This is a genomic window from Enteractinococcus helveticum, from assembly GCF_020742345.1.
In the GTDB taxonomy this organism is placed as follows: domain Bacteria; phylum Actinomycetota; class Actinomycetes; order Actinomycetales; family Micrococcaceae; genus Yaniella; species Yaniella helvetica_A.
On record NZ_DYXC01000143.1, the window covers coordinates 1 to 18,338 of the forward strand.

Here is an 18,338-nt window from a genome sequence, read left to right on the forward strand (position 1 = left end):
CGACAGCGGCTGAATTTCATCAAATACCACCCTGCGCAGGTCTGCGGTGTCTTTGGCCCGGACTAACAGGATGACATCCATCGGCCCACCGGTCAGGGTCACGTGCCAGACTTCTGGAATGTCGAGCAACTGTTGGCGTAACGCACGCCAGTTGTGTTGCCGCAATTTTAAAATGACATGCGCTGATGCCCCGAATCCCAATTTGAGTGGATCCACGTTGACGGTGAACCCGGTAATGACACCGGTGTCTTGCAAACGCTGGAGTCGAGCATGGCAGTGTGCGCGCGAAATGTGCACCTGCTCAGCCAGCGCCGTCATTGATATCCGACCGTCTTGGGCCAGCACCGAAATAATATTCCGGTCGATGCTATCCAGCGCAGGGGCCTGTGCCGACCACTCTTCGGGTGTCGTCACCGGCATCACCACTTTGTTATCGCATACCCAATTTTTTGAACAATATGTTCTTCAGTCTAGGTGGATTTTGGTGATTTGTCGCTGATTTTCCAATACACGCCCACTGATCGATTCCACTAGCCATACTGGATTTACTGTTATGCCGCTCACACGAGAGGATCATTAGCTATGATGCCGGAAAATGCACAACCTGATCTCTCAGAGGAAAAAGCCAAGAAACTCGGGATTAGTCTCGAAGATTATTTACTGCCCACCCACGGCCGGATCCAAATGATCTCGGAAACCGGTGCCCTGTTACCACCCGAGGAACAAGGCCACACCCCGGGACATGAATACCCGATGCCCGAGATCCAAGAACTGTTAGAAGGCTACCGCCAGTTGGTCATCGGCCGTCGTGTCAACGACCAAAACTACGCACTCGTTCGTCAGGGTCGCATGGCAGTCTACCCGTCATCGCACGGTCAAGAGGCCTCCGAAGTCGCCGCCGCATTGTGCTTATCCCCCTCCGACTGGTTGTTTCCCACCTATCGTGACACGGTTGCCGTGATTGTACGCGGGGTGGATCCCATCCAGGTGATGACCAATTTCCGCGGCAACTGGCATCAGGGCTACAACCCGCTTGAATACAACACTTCAATCCAGTCGACTCCGCTAACCACCCAGCTGCTCCACGCCGTGGGCATGGCCCAGGCGGCCCGACTCAAGGGTGAAGATGTGGTCGTGCTGGGCATGGTTGGGGAAGGGGGCACCTCCGAAGGGGACTTCCACGAGGCCCTGAATTTTGCGGCCGTCTTCCGGTTGCCGGTGATCTTTTTTGTGCAGAATAATAAGTATGCGATCTCCGTGCCGCTCTCCCGCCAGACCGCAGCCCCATCGCTGGCGCATAAAGCGGTTGGTTATGGGATGGCCGGGGAACTCGTGGACGGCAACGACCTGGCCGCTCTGCTGGCAGTGCTAGGTCGGGCCGTGAAATTATGTCGGGAAGGCGGCGGCCCCTTCTTGGTCGAAGCAGACACCTATCGAATCCAGTCGCACACCAACGCCGATGACGCCACCCGATACCGGCACAGTAAAGAAGTTGATGAGTGGACCAGGCGGGACCCCATCACCCGGATGCGCACCTACCTGCGCTCCGAGGGTGCATTAACCGAACAGCTGGAGGCTCAGTATCAGACCGATGCCGAAGACGTCGCATCGGCACTGCGTGAGGCCATGGGACAACAGCCCGATATTCAACCGTTAGATCTATTCGATCATGTGTACTCGGTACAAACCCCACAGCTGGCTGAACAACGCGCCCAGTTGGCAGAAGAACTCGCCCGCGATGCCCACACTGACGATACGAGTGTCTAAGGAGCCTGAGCATGAGCAAGGAAAAATCTACCCTGACCCTGGCTGCAGCACTCAATGCTGCCCTGGCCGATGAGATGTCGGCCAATGACATGGTTGTGGTCTTCGGTGAGGATGTCGCCACACTGGGTGGCGTGTTCAGAATTACCGAGGGCCTGAGCCAACAATTCGGCGAAGACCGCTGTTTTGACACGCCGTTGGCCGAATCAGGCATCGCCGGCACGGCCATTGGGATGGCCATCGGCGGGGTGCGCCCGGTGATCGAAATGCAATTCGATGCCTTCGCCTATCCCGCATTTCAGCAAATGATCAGCCACATGGCCAAGATGCGCAACCGCACCAAAGGTGCCGTCTCGTTGCCCATCACCGTGCGCATCCCCTACGGTGGCGGTATTGGCGGCGTCGAGCACCACTCGGATTCTTCCGAAACCTTCTACGCGCACGCCGCGGGCCTGAAAATTTACACTCCGGCCAGCGTTGAAGACGCCTACCTGATGCTGCGCTACGCAATCCGACTCGATGACCCGGTCATCTTCATGGAACCCAAGAAGCTCTATTGGACCAAGGCCGATGTCTCACTGGAACAACTGCGTGAAGAATTCACCACCCGCTGGGCCCAGGTCGAGGAACGGCGCGAACACGGTGAAGCCTACGCACGAGCCGCCGTAATTCGCCCGGGCGACGACGTCACCCTAGTCTCCTACGGCCCATCGGTGGTGACGTGTTTATCGGCCGCCGAAGCTGCCGCGGCCGAAAACCTCAGCGTCGAAGTCATCGATTTACGCACCATCAACCCGCTGGACGAACAGACCATCATCGACTCGGTAACCAAGACCGGCCGCGCCGTCGTTGTGGCCGAACCACAAGGTTTCGCCTCGGTAGCTTCTGAGCTGGTCGCACGCATTCAGCAGCGGTGTTTCCACTCGCTAGCCGCCCCGGTACTGCGGGTGACGGGCTTTGACATCCCGTATCCGCCACCGATGCTAGAGAAATACTACCTGCCCAATGTTGACCGGATTTTGGATGCCATTGATGACCTGCAATGGGATGACACCCCCGTAGATTATCGTCCGGTCACAACCGCAGGAGGCAACCGATGACCATCCAAGTATTTCAACTGCCTGATCTGGGCGAAGGCCTCACCGAAGCCGAACTCGTCCAATGGCTCGTGGCCGTGGGCGACACCATTACGGTGGATCAACCCATCGCCGAGGTCGAAACCGCCAAAGCCCTGGTGGAAGTCCCCTCCCCCTATGCAGGGACGGTCGAAACACTGCACGGCACCCCGGGCGATACCCTGCACGTGGGCAATCCACTGATCACAATTGCCCTGACCACCGACGACGACGCTCAGCACCCCGGTGCCCTGGATTATCGGGAAGAAGAACGCGCCGGCATCACAGTCTCTGAAGATAGTGACGACGGGGCTTCCGGGAATGTGCTCATCGGTTACGGTACCTCCGGGGGTGCCTCCACGCGACGCACGCGTCGATCCAAACGAGCCACCAAGGTCTCGGGCAATGGCACCGCAGCTCCCGGCCGGGCCTCGGCTGCTGCCAGCGCACCCCGGGTGATTTCCCCGCTGGTCCGACTCTTGGCCAAGCGCCACGGGGTGGATATTAGCCGGCTGACCGGTAGCGGACCCGACGGCATCATTTTGCGGGCCGACGTGATGGCCGCCATCGACCAGCCCGACCCACAGCTCCAGGCCGCACCCCAGCAGCCTACCCAGCCGGCGTCCACATCCACCACCGAGCATACGGATGCCCCGGCTGGTCTGGCGGTTGCCGAACGCATCCCGGTCACCGGCGTGCGCAAGATGATCGCCGATCACATGGTGCGCTCACGGTCGACCATTCCGGATGCGACCTCCTGGGTTGATGTTGATGTCACCGAGTTGCTCGAGCTCCAGGCCCGGCTCAAAGCAGATAACCCTGAGACTGCACCGAGTTTGTTGGGGCTGATCGCCCGATTCGTTACCGCAGCCCTTCGCCGCTATCCGGTGCTAAATACCCGGTTTGTTGAGTCCGACGACGGCGCCGAGCTGGTGTATTTTGACGGGATCAATCTGGGCATTGCCACCGATAGCGAGCGCGGGCTGGTGGTGCCTGCGGTTGAACACGCCGAACGATATTCAGCTCGTGAGCTCACGGGCGAAATCACGGAATTGGTGGATAAAGCACGCCGTGGCCAATGCACGGTGGCTGAGCTAACCCGCGGTACCTTTACGCTGAATAACTACGGTGTGCTGGGTGTTGATGGTGCAGCCGCGATTATCAATGCGCCAGAGGTTGCCATTATGGGGGTCGGGCGCATTATTGACCGGCCGTGGGTTGTCGATGGGCAATTGGCGGTACGCAAAGTCACCGAGCTGACGCTGTCATTTGATCACCGTGTCACTGACGGCGCTACCGGATCAGCATTCTTGACTTCCGTGGCCGATGCGATGCAGCATCCAACGTCAGTGCTCGCTGACCTGTAGGAGTAACGTTAGCGTTTGATGGTCAGCTCGATGATTTCCTGAATATAGGGTGCAACCACATTTCGGGAAATCCGCATATCCACAACCAACGTGCCATGTGCGCCGTCACGCACCCACTGTTGGACTTGGTCAAGATCATTTACGGTGTTGATCACAACGCCTTGAGCACCGAATCCCTGCGCGACCGTGGCGAAATCGATTTGTTCAATTTCCATGATCTGCTCATCTAGACCTTGGGAACCATACTGGTGGATTTCGGCACCGTAGCAGGCATCGTTGAACACCAGCACGACAGCGCTGGCCGCGGTGTGCACTAACGCGTGCAGGTCGGGCAGTCCCATGACTCCGCCACCATCGCCGGTAGCCACGACGACCGTGGTATCCGGGCGGCCTCGCGCTGCGCCGACCGCCGATGGCAGGCCCAGTCCGATGGCTTGGTATTGGGTCCCCACCAGGGTCAAACTATCCGAGGCTGGCAGGTCGAGGTAATAGCTGGACCAACCGATAAAGTGACCGCCGTCGGACACGACTTGCCGGTTGGTCGGCAAAATGGTGTTCAGGCGATGCATGGCAGTGCGCGGATCCAAGCGGCCGTCTTCGGCTTGACCAGTTCCGGTGTCCCGGTCGAAATTCAGTTGTGATTCGCGGGCGTGTTCAGCCTGCCCGTTCCAGGGTGTTGCTGGCACCGGGTGGTTTGCTAGCTCGGTCAGTAGTGCTGTGACGACGTCGGTGGCATCCGCCTGATAGAACACGTTGACTCGAGGGTGTGTTTGGGCCTCGGCAAGGTCGACCTGGATGAGTACGGTCTCGTCATGAAATTGTGTCCCAAAGGCCGTCGTGAATTGATTCAGCCCGGCACCCACCACGAGCACGACGTCTGCGGAACGAATCAGCGCCGATGAGCTTTCGGAAGCAAAACCGCCGCAGACGCCTAGGTCAAAGGGGCGCCCAGAAAATATGCCGCGTGCAGGCGCCGTGGCAACAGTGAGCGCGCCGAGTCGATCGGCGAGTTTGCCCAGCACCCCGGACGCCTCACGGGCGCCCCGTCCGGCAAGGATCAACGGTCGTTTCGCGGTGGACAACAGGCCCAGGGCCTCGGTCACATCCGGCGTCGTTGAGTCCACTGGCGGAAGTGGCTTCACCACTAAATCTGGTTCTGGTTGGGCAGGTTCCGGTCCAATGTCATGTGGAATGAATAGCACAACTGGCACCCGCTGTTGCCATGCGGTCTGAAAAGCGTCCACGGTCTGTTGCCCAGGATTTATTTGATTCACGATCATGGTCACAGCGCCAACGTTCTCAGCTATCCCGGTCTGGTCAATGTCCCAGGGCCGGGCACCGGTGGTCGGTTGATCTCCGACGACAAATACCATCGGGGTACGTGATTGCACGGCTTCGGCCAACGGGGTGACCGTATTCGTGTACCCGGGGCCAAAGGTTGTCGTAGCCACCGCCATATTGCGGCTGACCCGGTAGTAGGCGTCAGCCGAAGCGACGGTTCCGGCTTCGTGGCGCAATCCCGTGGTGCGCACTTTTTGTTGGCGGGCCAGTGCGTCCGTGAAATATGCGTTGCCGTTGCCCATCAAAGCAAAAACATCGGTCACATATTCTGCCACAACACCTGCGACGACTTCAGAAACTGTACTCACGATAAAACTCCAAACATCAGACTTGGGTGCGGCGGGAATATAACGACGGTAGTGCCATCAGCGCTAGGGTCTTCCACTGCTGGCCTTATAGCATTGACTGTGGAAGACCCCAAGCATTATTCAATGCTTGCATTACGCCATGAGGAATGGCACCAAGAGCGTGGCGAGGAATAAGGTAACGGTTCCTCCCAAGCGAGTGGCCATGGCAGCAAATGGCATCAAATGCATTCGATCTGCTGCCGAGAGGACCGCCACATCGCCGGAACCACCCGAGTCGGCCATGATCAAGCCTGGAATAACGGCGGCTTCGACAAAGTGGAATTTGACTAACCACCCGCTGACGCCGGCAATAATACCTGCGAAGGCGACGGCACCGATCGTCATCAACAAGAAGTGGGCACTGGTGACCGCATCGAGGACTTCATTCAGGTCTATGAAGGTCAAGCTCACACCCACTAGTAAGGCAGAAACCAGCGTTTTATTGACGAAATCGCCCCACTGGGTGGCAGCGCTTTCGAGCTCATTTGGCAGGAGTTTGAAGATTTTCAGTGCGGCAGCCACGATAATGGTCCAGGCGTACATATGCAGGCCGCCGATCGCAGAACTGAGCAGACCACCAATCATGAGCACGAGTGAAGCCATCATCAGGCCTTGAAACAGTGCCACAAAATTCGTGTGGGCTTTCTTACGAGGCTGTTCAAACTCTCCGGCGTGACCTTTGATCCGCATCAACTCACCGTTGCCGTTGAATCCGACAAACCACTGTTTGCCGTTCTTCGTTGCACCTCGTAACAGGCCGGCAAAGACCACGCAGACAGCGTTTGCCAGTGCGGTTACGGCAACCAGGTTGCCCATAAACACTGATGGATCGGTGCCCAACTGGGCGGCATACATTTCGGCCATCGGCACGGCACCAAGGCCGATGCCACCGGCCATAATTGGAGCGGCAAAGAACAGCATACCTTCGAAGAAGCCTTCACCCGCGGCTGCTGAGATGGCACCCATGATGGCAAATACGCCAACGATTGTGACGATCAGCGGCACAAAGAACCGTGGGCCAGCCTTGATCAGCAGGGTCCGTGGCATGCCCAGTAAAGCACCAACGATAATGGCAGATACGAAGAAGTCCAGGAAGCCTTGGTCGGTGACAAAGGTTGACACTGCGACCTGAATATTTTCCGGGATGACTCCCGCAAAGTACAAAATGGCAGGGACGAAGGTACACAACAGCGTCGGTAACCCGTAATCTCGAACTTTCGGGATACGATTCCCGATCCACATTAAGATGCCGCCCAGCAGCCCGGTGATAGCAAATCCTGTCACCATGGACGGTGGCAGTGCATCGTAATACGAGGCCAGGATCATCAGCAGAAAAGCCACCGCAAAATATGGGATCGGGATGAACCCGACACGCCATTTTGGATCCGTCATCATTTTTGACCAGGCTAACCACCATTTGGTGTGCTGGTCCTCCAATGTCATCGACGAAGGATAAATATTGGTGCCCCAGTTGAGATCTTGGCCAACGGCGTCAACCTCGGTGGAAGGAGTCAACCCTGAGGGCAGTTTGGGTTGGTGCTTTGATCCGGTAGTCGATCGTTTTGCGTCGGAGTACTGTTCTGTCATGGGATGCTCCGTTATCCTGTGATTTTTTCACCGGCATCAACCACCTGCATTGCGGTCGCGGTGACTGCATTGAGCTTGACTTCATCGATGCCAGTTTCGAAGCCTTGCTGGTGAAGATGTTCAACCAGTTCAGTGGTTGAAAGATTTCCAGCTGCACCCGGGGCGAATGGACAACCGCCAAAACCGCCCAATGCCGCATCAAACATGATGACGCCGCGTTCAATAGCCAAATCGACACTTTCAAGCGCTCGACCATGGGCATTATGCAGGTGCAGACTGTAGGTCGCTTCTGGAAATTCGCTGAGCACGGTGTCTAATGACGCCGCAAGAATCTCTGGTTCAGTAGTCCCCAGAGTGTCAGCCAGGCCAACCGTAGTAATACCGGCTTGCAAGAGCTTCTCCACGATCCTCACGAGTCGTTCTGCGGGGATATAGCCTTCAAATGGGCATCGGAATGCTGTGGATACACCGGCAAAAAACTCAACCTGCGGGTATTTCTGTGCGGCGCTGATCAGCCCCTGAAGTGCCTCATCGACTGTTTGTCCGGAATTTGCTTTGGAGTGCTCTTCCGATGCTGACAGGACCAGCTGTATCGAGTGATCCCCTGCCGCGATCGCTCGTTCGACACCTTTGCCATTCAACACTAACGAGGTGATGCTCGGGGAAAATCCTGGATCCTGGCTCAGCTGTGCAACAATGTCATCGGCACCAGCCATTTGTGGAACCCGTTTTGGGTTCACAAAGGAGGCAACTTCCATGCGTTGAATGCCCGCATCCCGCAGTTGATAAGCAATCTGGATACGATCTTCAATACTGACGACCACTGGTTCATCTTGTAGACCGTCTCGCAAGAAAACATCTGTAACAAGAATGTTCTTTGACATTATTGTTTCACCGTGTCTTTCGACATTTCGGCAATCTGTTCCGGGCTATACCCAGCAACGTCGCGCAGGACCTGATCCGTGTCGGCCCCCAGTTCTGGTCCCACCCAGCGGATCTTGCCATCGTGGGAGGCAATTTTTGGCACGATACCTGGGAATCGGACGATTTCTGGTTCGTCTTCGACGACGACTGACATCGGCTGGATCATGTCGCGGGCAAGATAGTGTTCGTCTTCAGCTAGCGACTTGGCATCGTAAACCGGTGCGGCAGGTACGCCTGCTTCACTGAGGATTTCCAGTGCGGCATCGAGATCATGGGTAGAGGTCCACTCTCGAATCGCGCTGTTGAGCTCTTGTTCTCGCGCACCGCGAGCTTCCGTAGATCTCAAAGTCTCGTCATTGGCCAGATCAGCCCGACCAATGGCGGTCATCAGCCGCTGGAATACAGAATTGGAGTTGCCACCAATGACGACTTCCAGATCATCAGCCGTCGGGTAGGCACCAGCGGGTACTACACCCGGCAGCACCGCTCCCTGTCGCTGTCGAACAACACCATAGGCATCGTAGTCGGGCACGATGGATTCCAGAATTGAAAAGACACTCTCGTAGAGGGCCACATCAGCGACGTTATCTTGGTGACCGGGTTCGCTTGGCACCCCGGCGGCCTTCAGTCGCTGGCGTTTGATCATAAGCATCAGAGCGCCGATAACGCCATAGAGACCAGCAACGGAGTCACCAATCGGTGCGGCTGAGCGTCCTGCAGGGCGGTCTGGTTCGCCGGTGATGTATCGTAGACCGGCAAAAGATTCTGCTGCCGAGCCAAATCCAGCGCGATCCCGGTATGGTCCTGTCTGTCCATAGCCGGAGATTCGGACGATAACGATATCTGGATTCACCGCGGTGAGTTCCTCTGGTCCGATCCCCCAGCGTTCTAGTGTGCCGGGACGGAAGTTTTCGATGACCACATCAGTGGATTTGGCTAATTCAAGGATTGCAGCCCGGCCGCGTTCGTCACGCAAGTCAAGTTCAACGGATTTTTTGTTGCGCGCCAACGTCCGAAAGATCATAGAGGTAGTACCGCGTGGGGTGCGCCAGTCACGAACTTCATCGCCGAGTTCTGGTTTTTCGATTTTGATGACTTCTGCACCAAAATCTGCAAAGATCCGTGCAGCAAATGGAGCTGCAATGAAGTTTCCAAGTTCTAGAACTCGTACACCCTCGAGAGGCAGTGCATCAATAGTATGTAGGTTTTCCAATCTCCTACCCTCAATTCTCACTAAATGGGACAGACTTCCTATCAAGTAGGACTAAGTGTAGCGATAGGTGCGTTAGATCACAAGTCCTATTTCAAAAAATCCGACCCTCAAGAGATGTTGAGGTCAAGCATCAAAGCGCTTCAGAAATCTGCTCCGCTGTCCGAATAACGAGCTGACCATAGTCTTGACCTGGGGATTTAGCTAACCTCACCACTGGGACAGCAAGACAGACAGCTCCAACGACACTGCCATGGCGCACTACTGGAGCGCTCACAGATGACAACCCGGGCGTTCGCTCTTCAACAGACTCGACCCAACCCCGGTCACCGAGAGTCTCCGATAAATTGCCACTGGCCAAAATTTTGCCTGCGGAACCATGCAGAGGATAAACCAGCCCCGGTTCAGCAGTGATGCGCAAGCGGTGATGGCTATCCAATGACTCGACACACAGTCGTTGGTCACCCTGCCGGACCCACAACTGAGCAGTTTCGCCAGTTTCTTCACGCAAAGCCTCAAGGAACGGTGCCGCGAGAGCCTGCAGCGGTAGAGAAAGCATGCGGCGACCCATGGAATAACCACCATCATCACGTCGCGACAAAAACCCGTAAGCTTCCATGGACTGCGCCACTCGATGTGCAGTGGACTTCGACAAACCGGTTCGGTGAGCTATTTCAGTTGCAGTGAGTGTTTCAACTCCTACAGCATCTAATATTGCCGTCACTCGCTCCAACATGCGGTTCGTGGCACCTTCGCCAGGCTGTAATTCTTTCGAAGCCATCATCTTTCCCGTCAGATTAACTCTTGCCCCCAGATTGTAGTCATACCACGCTGCCGAACTGGCACTTAAGTCGCCGGTTCATCGAAGAAGGCGATGCCAGACGCCACAGTCGGGCAGCTTGAAGACACTCACTCGCACCCTCTATTCGAACAACACGGGCTCGCAAGCAATAATTCCCACTGTGCGGGAAATATGTGTTTTAAAACTGCTCTCGGATAGTCATAAGTGACACTCGGTGATAGCGTAGCCCTCCATAAAATGCCTGCAATATCAACGATATTAAAATATTGAAGGAGAGAAACCATGGCGAAATATCAAATCGAAGTTATCCCAGGAGATGGGATTGGGCCTGAAATCACTCAGGCTGCCATAGCCGTACTGGACGAATGCGAAGCGCGCTACGGCTTGAACTTCAGCTACCGGTTCCATGACTTTAGCGCAGACTTATATCGCCGTACTGGACGTAAAATTACCGCCGAAGATATGAACGAAATCGGCAAATCCCACGCAGTACTATTTGGTGCTATGGGGTTACCGGATGTTCGTGGCCCCGAAGGTTTAGAGCTGGGCGCGCAAGTTGAAATGCGGGCACACTACGAATTGACGGCAAGCCTCCGCCCGGTGCGACGTTTTCCGGGCATCGAGACCCCTGTAAAAGCAGAAAACATCGACATGCTGGTTATACGAGAAACCTCCGAAGGAATGTTCGCAGGGCTCCACGATCAACACGAACCAAGTGATACTTTCGCAAGCGACCGAATGACCATTACTCGCCAAGGTTGCGAAAAACTCTTCGATATTGCGTTTTCTCAGGCACGAGCACGCCGCAAGCGCGGCACTCCGGGGCATGTAACACTGTTACACAAATCTAACGCGCTTCGCAGCAACGTTCTCATGGAGAAAGTATTTGACGAAGTCGCCGCACAACACCCCGACATTGAGACGGCCAAGTACTACATCGACCTGGGCTCCATGTACATGGTAACGAACCCAGAGAAATTTGATGTTGTCGTCTCTGAGAATATCTTTGGTGACATTCTTTCCGAAATTGCCGCAGGTCTTGTTGGCGGACTCGGCATCGCCCCTTCCGCAGATGTCAGCATGACTCACGGTGTATTCCAACCATCGCATGGCAGTGCGCCCGACATTGCCGGACAAGGTATCGCCAATCCAACGGCCATGATGCTGTCGGCGGCAATGATGCTGGAATGGCTCGGTGAACGGCACGACGATGAGCACTGCACCAAGGCTGCACATGATATTCAGGCTGCGGTAGAAAAAGCCCTGGCCGACGAAAGCACCCGCACACGCGATTTAGGTGGCACGGCGGGGACTCAAGACGTCGTCGACGCCGTTATTAACGCTCTGACGACCGTAGCCGCAGCGTAACAAGACTTCCACACACCGTCGACGTCATCGCATTATTCCGACGCTGTGGTGTACTGCAACGAAAGGTGTCATCCCGTGACATATAAGGTTCTCTTTGTCAATCCACTCCAGGACTACATCAGCCGCCTCCAGGACACGGTGCCCGCTGGGTTCGAACTGAAAGTGATGCCGCCTGGGTCCGATGTAGCTGAACTCTGCCAAGAGGCTGCTGATGCTGACTTCCTGATCTCTGGGATTGAGGTTCCTGAAGAAGTGTTTCGTGCTGCAAAGGATGCGAAATTCATTCAATACATGAGCTCCGGCTACGGCCAACTCCCGAAAGAAGTGCTCAATGATTTAGGCATTCCGGTTGCGCAAATGAAGACGCATTCCATTTCGGTTGCCGAGCATGCAGTCACACTCATCCTATCAACGCTGCGCCGTATACCAGAGTCGCTACGACTACTCCGCGAAGGGAAATGGCGTCCTGACCTGGACGAGACATCCTATGCGGAGCTGTATGGCAAAACTGTCGGCATTATTGGGTTAGGGAATATTGGTCGTTGGGTCGCCAGAATCGTCCATTACGGATTCGGCGCCAATGTGATCTTCTATGATCACGAGGAAATTCCGCTGACAGTTTCAGAACTCTTTGGTGCGCGAGCAGTTTCTCTCGAAGAACTCATGAGCAACGCCGACATCGTGTCAGTGAGTCTTCCGCTCAATGAACAATCAGAACAGTTGATTGGTGAGCAAGAATTGGCGCTGATGAAACCCAATGGCGTACTGATCAATGTTGGGCGCGGTGAAGTCATTGACGAACAAGCCCTGATTGACGCCATACGCACCGGCCGTATTGCCGGAGCAGGATTGGACGTGTACATGAATGAACCGCTGGATCTTAACAGCGAACTTCTGCAACTAGAACAGGTAGTCTGCACCCCGCATATGGCAGGAGTCGGCTGGGAGAATGTGGAACGACGAATTCAAACCGTGTGGCAAAATATCGACACGGTGCTGCATGGTGGTGCCCCCAGCGGTGTCATCACCCAGACGACACGACTCCAGGACTTGGCACCTCACCAGAACAGCACCTCAACACGTATATAGTTTCAGGCGGTTAAGCACGGCGCCAGATCTGTACGGGCATGTTTCATCATCGAGCGCGACGTGTACGAGTTTGCTGTCGTAATGCTTTCGGAGTATGGGAATTTGGCAGGAGAACTGATGGGACAAGTAAGCACAAATCGTTCATTACGACGTACAGCCGACATCCTTGACGTGTTGGAATACGACCAGTTGACACTTAGTGAGATCAGCCGTAGAACTGAGATTTCAATTTCTAGCACCCACCGGCTCATGGAATCTCTTGAAGAGCTGGGGTTCGTACGACGGGATGTTGACGGACGATTCTCACTTGGTCGCCGATTCCAACGAACCCTGATGGAAACAACAGTGCGGCAAACACTCGCTCGCGTGCGTGATGAAACCGGAGAGTCCTGCCAGTTCTGGATTCAGCTGCATCACGAGAGACTGTGCGTAGCCATTGCAGATTCTGGACACGAGTTGCGCCCCATTCTCGCCGAGGGCACGCGCATTCCGTTGGAAGATGGTGGATCAGCTGGCAGAATCTTTGCAGACGAACCCCGAGCGGTCGAATCGCTGAAAAAACACGGGTGGGTTGAAAGTATCAATGATCGAACGCCGGGTATCTCCTCATTAAGTATCCCGCTAATCGTTCGCGGTCGGATGCAAGGTGTTGTCTGTTCGGTCTTACCGTCATCCCGAGTCAAAGACGGACCGGGACCAGATCTCGGTAACGTATTAACCAAACATGTGGAGCGGCTGCGCAAAGAACTCGCAGCACTCATGTAACCAAGGTGCGGTTACTATTTGGACGGCGCAATAAGACCAGTTGTCTGCCTAATGAGTGCATCCAGGCCAAAGCGAAATGGTGCTTCCGCATGCTGGTTATATACGTTAACCGGATCCTGTCGGTGTTGTGGACTTAGATTGTCAGAAGCCTGTGCTGCTACCGACGCGCCTACGGCCTGTTCAAGCCAAGCACTTTCGACACTGGAATCTCGGGTATCGAAAATCGTCGGTGGAGCATTGACGTCCAGTGCAGAACCAAACAGAAATGATTCAAAGGCAATGATTACTGGCATCACCAGCTCAGCCGGAACTCCAGCGCTGGTAATGGCTTGAGCCACAATATTGTACATTCGCAATGTTTCAGGGGCATCTGAAACCGGCGTCACCGCGATCAGGGGGATCAGTGATGGATACTCCGCGAAAATCGCACGGTAGGAGCGCGCCCAGTCCTCCAAGGCTTTTTCCAGCGTCGTTTCATTGTCAATCAACTTAAGCATTTCCGCTACCGAAACCTGGGATACCAGTGCATCTTGGATTAGCAGTACGATATCGGCCTTATTATCAACGTGGTTATATAACGCTGACGCAGCAACGCCAAGCTTCTTCGCAAGCTGAGTCATCGTAAGGCTATCAAGGCCATTTGAAATAACCAGCTCGAGCGCTCTTTGTGCAATGAGTTCTCTATTCAGTATCGGTTTTGCAGGTCTTCCTGCACTTCGTTTCCGACTCTCCACAATTACCTCGCGACGTTTAGGATAAGTTTTTTGTCAGCTTACAGGCGTCCCCACTAACTGGCACTTTTCGTCGCGAGGAAACTGGGAGGATCCGCACTCTCGTGCACGTGAAAACTCAATAACCGTACCCTGTATTCAGTATTCCACGCAGCAGCGAGTTTTCGGAATCCTCATTCAAGGTGAACCGGCGATGAAGGAATGCACAAGGTCGCCCCGGCACTTTAGCATGATCAAAGTGCCACGACGACCTTTGCAAACCATATAAGTGCTCCGTCTTTTCATGACGTTGGCGAGCGGATGTCATGATGACCCGTTTTTCGTTTGCTCAGCTGGCGTCATACGCCACGAAGGGTATACGCAGTATTATCGAATCTGCCCGGCTCGAGTCCGCCCCACGGAGTGCTTTTATAGATCTTGGAATTTTAAGAATGAGATCCGTTTAGTGATACAGCACTCTTCTCGATGTAAGCATGCATAGCATCGGCGAGATCATTGGGGTGAGACCAATGAGGCATGTGTCCAGCGTTATCGATAAAACGCACCTCACGGTCTGGTTGACTCGCCACATACGCCTTAATATCGTCAACTGATCGTGCCTTATCATTGGTTCCAACGATCACGTGTATCTTTGATTGCACGCTATCCAATACACCGGCGTCAAGACCCAACGTGCAGGCCTCAGCACTCGCTAGTAAAGTTTCTACAGGCATTTGTTGTAGCGCCGAAACAAACTCATTTTGTTGCTCAGGGTCTAATGCCTCGCCACCATACCAATTCGTGACACAGCGTTGCGCAGTGTCATACGAAAGATAGCCAGTAGACAGTAGTTCGTTGACCGCTGGATTAGAATTTTTCTGGGGAGGTGGATCAGGAACAATACTCAGCATGGTCAGTGAGTTCAGAACTTGTGGTTGAGTGGATGCAACTACACACGCAATGTACACGCCCATGGAGTGTGCCACGACGTCAACCGGGTTCGTGAAGCGACGGTATAGCTCACTGCCCAGCCGATCTGCGGCGACAGCAAAATAGTCTTCTGATTTGGGAACCGATGTCGAGTCTTTTGTATACCCGGGTGCGGCAGCAATCCAGACTTCATACCCACGAAGCTCGAGTTTTGGAATTAAACGGTCCCAATATCGCGCATCGCACCCCCAACCATGGAGCAATACCAGAGGGCGCCCAGGACGTTCAGAGACCAGTTCTAATACGGGTACGTTAGACATGTGCAAGCTCCTGATTCCTGCGCTCTTTGAGCGTCATGAGTATCGCAGCACTTGTGAGAAATACTGCTACCAAAAATACGGTAGCCCAGGTCGTTTCCATAGAGGGTCCCATCAGGGCTGTGATAATCAACGGTGTAAACCCACCGAGTACACTTGATAGTTGATAGCCAAGGCTCAACCCTGTGTAGCGTTCTTCGGTACTGAACTGTTCACTAATAAAGCTCGGCAACGGTCCGATAAGCGCCGCGTGGATTATTGGCAGACCAATAAAATACATCACGCTAATTAATACGAGATTGGCAGTAGCTAATACAGGGAAGAAAGCGACGACCCACACAGCAGCAACAACCAAAGACCATCCCATAATTCTTTTACGGCCGACTCGATCAGACAGCGCGGCAAAAGCGGGAATGGTGAAGATCTGCACGAACATGGCGCATGACATAACGAATAATAAGTCGCTTTGGCCCACGCCAGCATCGACCGCAAACATTATCCCGACGGTCGGAAACAAAATGGAGATGGCCGGATTAGCCATGAACGCTACGGCAATTTTTAGAACTGTTCCTGGATTTTTAAGAATCTGAACCAGCGGAGCTTTTGGACGCGGTTTGTCTTTCTTTTCTTCCATTGCCTTAAGAAATACAGGACTTTCGGAAACGCTATGCCGGACAAACAGCCCGACAATGAGCAGCACCGCGCTGAGTAAGAACGGAAAGCGCCAACCATAACTGTAGAAGGCGTCTTCTGGCATAGTCGCAAATAGGCCGAACATCAAGGTTCCTAGAACAGAACCGGCCGGTGCACCAGAATTGGTCCAACTGGCGCTAAAACCCCGCTGAGCAGCTCCTGAATGTTCGGCTGACATCAGTACCGCGCCACCCCATTCACCGCCAATTGCGATGCCTTGCGCTGCACGGAGCATTACTAATAAAACACCAGCGATAGGCCCAATCTGATCGGTGGTAGGCAAACACCCAATGAGGACGCTGGCTACTCCCATAATCCACATGCTCAACAGCAGCATCTTTTTACGACCCAGTCGATCACCAAAATGCCCGAATATCACTCCGCCCAAGGGCCGCGCAACATATCCGACGGCAAGCGTACCGAAAGAGACCATAGCCGCTGCCCATGCAGGGAGATCGCTGAAGAACACCTGACTAAAGACAAGACCCGATGCGGTTGCATACAGCAGAAAGTCATAGTACTCGATGGTGGTACCAAGAAAACTTGAAATAATAACTTTTCTAAGCTCTCGAGGGTCTGATGCCGTTGAATCATTCAACGGCTTTTTCTCAATATTTTCTTCAACGCTGGTCACAAGTTCCTCCAAACAGATACGCGCCCGGAAATCACACTCAGTGGGATCCAAGTCTCACTGGGTGGATAGAACACTAGCAAGTGATCCATGGCACAGTCAACGCTTCGAAGAAAATAAAAGAAATTGCCCATCTCAAAGATTTTATAAATCAAATACCTTCAATTGAATACATCTCTTGACTCAGCAGTTACCAGAAACCCAAAAAGACTTACCTATGGAAAATTTCTATGCTGCTTGACATCGAAACCACTAGCCACAGCAGCGCCGCTGGTGCTACAAAGAGTAACTTGAAGGTTTTCAACATGGAGATGGGGTCACCGAATAAAAGACTAAAGACCCCACAACAACGGCGAAGCCAGAGCAACCAGAAGGAATGACACCCCAATGGAAGCACGGGCCGACAACAACCCCTAACTGAAGCGCCCTAGATTTTACCCTGATTGCTATACAGAGTTCCGGGCCTGAGGCAAGTTCACATCCGTGCCAGTTGCGCATTTTGCATACTGGGCAACTACGGTGCGACCATGACCGGTTAACGGCTCAGTCACGACCACGCTACGCTGGAGTGCAGGTCGTGGATCCGGAGGATATCTGCCACCAACACAGAACCCAGGCTAGGGTTCGTCCCATGCGGCGACCTTGTCGGCCGTGAAAACGGTGGTCATGGACCAACTGCCCATTGCTCGAGCGGCGGAAAAACCCGGCGTGTCATAGCATACCGCCTACGACGCGGCATTCAAGACCCGCGAACTCAGAACCCAACTGCACTCATTTTTACGATCAACCGTCAAAACGTGGGAGTCAGCGCTGTGCTGGCTCCCATGATGTGTTATCCAATGTGTTGCGCGCCGTCGTTGGCATCTTCACGTGGCGCACAGTCAATACTTCCGAGGTGCTGCAGTCAGTGGATTCAACACAAACATGCCACTCGATCCCGAAATAACATAAATTATTGCAACAATCAATCATTGTGCATTCGAGGCAAATTTCATAAGCTATCCAGGTCACCCTCAAATGAGACTTCTGTCACATTGCCGTCATGGTGATATTCAATTGCTCTTCGAGAAAGGTATGCACTATGAAATTTGCTCCGCCTTGGCCTGATCTCAGGCCACCACAATCGGCAGGCGCGCAAAAGAAAAACACCAGACGCCCCCGACTGCTTGCCAGCGCCGCTGCGCTGGGCCTATTCCTCACTGGGCTTGTCACTCCTGCTCATGCCGCGTCTGAATCAGCAAGTCCTGAACTTACAGATTGCACGGTGCTAACGGAGTTCGAATTTCCTGCTACCAGCATCACCTCGGTTGAAACTGTCCCCAGCGGCGAGCTATCTCATCGCGGAGAACCCGTCGGTGAGCACTGCTTGGTCACCGGT

Annotated in this window: 15 protein-coding genes; 6 read left to right on the top strand and 9 right to left on the bottom strand. The window is 54.2% G+C overall.

Annotated elements, in window-relative coordinates; translation table 11 throughout:
• The coding region (locus K8V32_RS12525) for an Lrp/AsnC family transcriptional regulator (RefSeq protein WP_303908029.1) at positions 1-414 on the bottom strand (414 nt) is incomplete at its 3' end.
• A gap of 171 nt (positions 415-585) precedes the next feature.
• Between K8V32_RS12525 and K8V32_RS12530 the strand changes: the two genes are divergently transcribed.
• From K8V32_RS12530 to K8V32_RS12540, 3 genes are read left to right on the top strand one after another with little or no spacing between them, the layout of a single operon-like run.
• A complete protein-coding gene (locus K8V32_RS12530; RefSeq protein ID WP_303908067.1) occupies positions 586-1,767 on the top strand; it encodes a thiamine pyrophosphate-dependent enzyme in 1,182 nt (393 codons plus the stop codon).
• A gap of 11 nt (positions 1,768-1,778) precedes the next feature.
• Positions 1,779-2,864, top strand: coding sequence for an alpha-ketoacid dehydrogenase subunit beta (locus K8V32_RS12535; protein WP_303908032.1), 1,086 nt, complete (start codon positions 1,779-1,781; stop codon positions 2,862-2,864).
• Complete coding sequence (locus K8V32_RS12540; RefSeq protein WP_303908035.1) at positions 2,861-4,246, top strand: dihydrolipoamide acetyltransferase family protein; 1,386 nt, start codon at positions 2,861-2,863, stop codon at positions 4,244-4,246. Before K8V32_RS12535 ends, K8V32_RS12540 begins: the two co-directional genes overlap by 4 nt.
• 8 nt (positions 4,247-4,254) lie before the next feature.
• Here K8V32_RS12540 and K8V32_RS12545 read toward each other — a convergent pair whose 3' ends face one another.
• The 5 genes from K8V32_RS12545 to K8V32_RS12565 all read right to left on the bottom strand — a co-directional run bounded on the left by K8V32_RS12545 (position 4,255) and on the right by K8V32_RS12565 (position 10,439).
• On the bottom strand, positions 4,255-5,895 hold the full coding sequence (locus tag K8V32_RS12545; RefSeq protein ID WP_303908038.1) for a thiamine pyrophosphate-binding protein: 1,641 nt from the start codon (positions 5,893-5,895) through the stop codon (positions 4,255-4,257).
• 132 nt (positions 5,896-6,027) lie between these two features.
• Positions 6,028-7,521: a 2-hydroxycarboxylate transporter family protein gene (locus tag K8V32_RS12550; RefSeq protein WP_303908040.1), complete on the bottom strand. Its 1,494-nt coding sequence runs from the start codon at positions 7,519-7,521 to the stop codon at positions 6,028-6,030.
• A gap of 11 nt (positions 7,522-7,532) precedes the next feature.
• Positions 7,533-8,405, bottom strand: coding sequence for a hydroxymethylglutaryl-CoA lyase (locus tag K8V32_RS12555; RefSeq protein ID WP_303908043.1), 873 nt, complete (start codon positions 8,403-8,405; stop codon positions 7,533-7,535).
• Positions 8,405-9,658, bottom strand: a complete 1,254-nt coding sequence (locus tag K8V32_RS12560) for a CaiB/BaiF CoA transferase family protein (protein WP_303908046.1) — start codon at positions 9,656-9,658, stop codon at positions 8,405-8,407. The genes K8V32_RS12555 and K8V32_RS12560 overlap by 1 nt, the downstream gene beginning before the upstream one ends.
• Before the next feature lie 130 nt (positions 9,659-9,788).
• On the bottom strand, positions 9,789-10,439 hold the full coding sequence (locus K8V32_RS12565) for an IclR family transcriptional regulator (RefSeq protein WP_369681071.1): 651 nt from the start codon (positions 10,437-10,439) through the stop codon (positions 9,789-9,791).
• Positions 10,440-10,739: 300 nt separating this feature from the next.
• Here K8V32_RS12565 and K8V32_RS12570 point away from each other — a divergent pair, with 300 nt between their 5' ends.
• The 3 genes from K8V32_RS12570 to K8V32_RS12580 all read left to right on the top strand — a co-directional run bounded on the left by K8V32_RS12570 (position 10,740) and on the right by K8V32_RS12580 (position 13,679).
• The gene (locus tag K8V32_RS12570) at positions 10,740-11,825 is read left to right on the top strand and encodes an isocitrate/isopropylmalate dehydrogenase family protein (protein ID WP_303908049.1); all 1,086 of its coding nucleotides are present in this window, start codon (positions 10,740-10,742) and stop codon (positions 11,823-11,825) included.
• Between the two features lie 75 nt (positions 11,826-11,900).
• Positions 11,901-12,914, top strand: a complete 1,014-nt coding sequence (locus K8V32_RS12575; protein ID WP_303908052.1) for an NAD(P)-dependent oxidoreductase — start codon at positions 11,901-11,903, stop codon at positions 12,912-12,914.
• Between the two features lie 117 nt (positions 12,915-13,031).
• Positions 13,032-13,679: an IclR family transcriptional regulator gene (locus tag K8V32_RS12580; protein ID WP_303908055.1), complete on the top strand. Its 648-nt coding sequence runs from the start codon at positions 13,032-13,034 to the stop codon at positions 13,677-13,679.
• Between the two features lie 14 nt (positions 13,680-13,693).
• On the opposite strand, the gene K8V32_RS12585 is transcribed toward K8V32_RS12580, so the two are convergent.
• From K8V32_RS12585 to K8V32_RS12595, 3 genes are all read right to left on the bottom strand, one after another.
• Positions 13,694-14,413, bottom strand: a complete 720-nt coding sequence (locus K8V32_RS12585) for a TetR/AcrR family transcriptional regulator (protein WP_303908058.1) — start codon at positions 14,411-14,413, stop codon at positions 13,694-13,696.
• A gap of 422 nt (positions 14,414-14,835) precedes the next feature.
• Positions 14,836-15,639, bottom strand: a complete 804-nt coding sequence (locus K8V32_RS12590) for an alpha/beta fold hydrolase (RefSeq protein ID WP_303908061.1) — start codon at positions 15,637-15,639, stop codon at positions 14,836-14,838.
• A complete protein-coding gene (locus K8V32_RS12595; protein WP_303908064.1) occupies positions 15,632-16,963 on the bottom strand; it encodes an MFS transporter in 1,332 nt (443 codons plus the stop codon). Before K8V32_RS12595 ends, K8V32_RS12590 begins: the two co-directional genes overlap by 8 nt.
• Positions 16,964-18,338 lie beyond the last annotated feature (1,375 nt).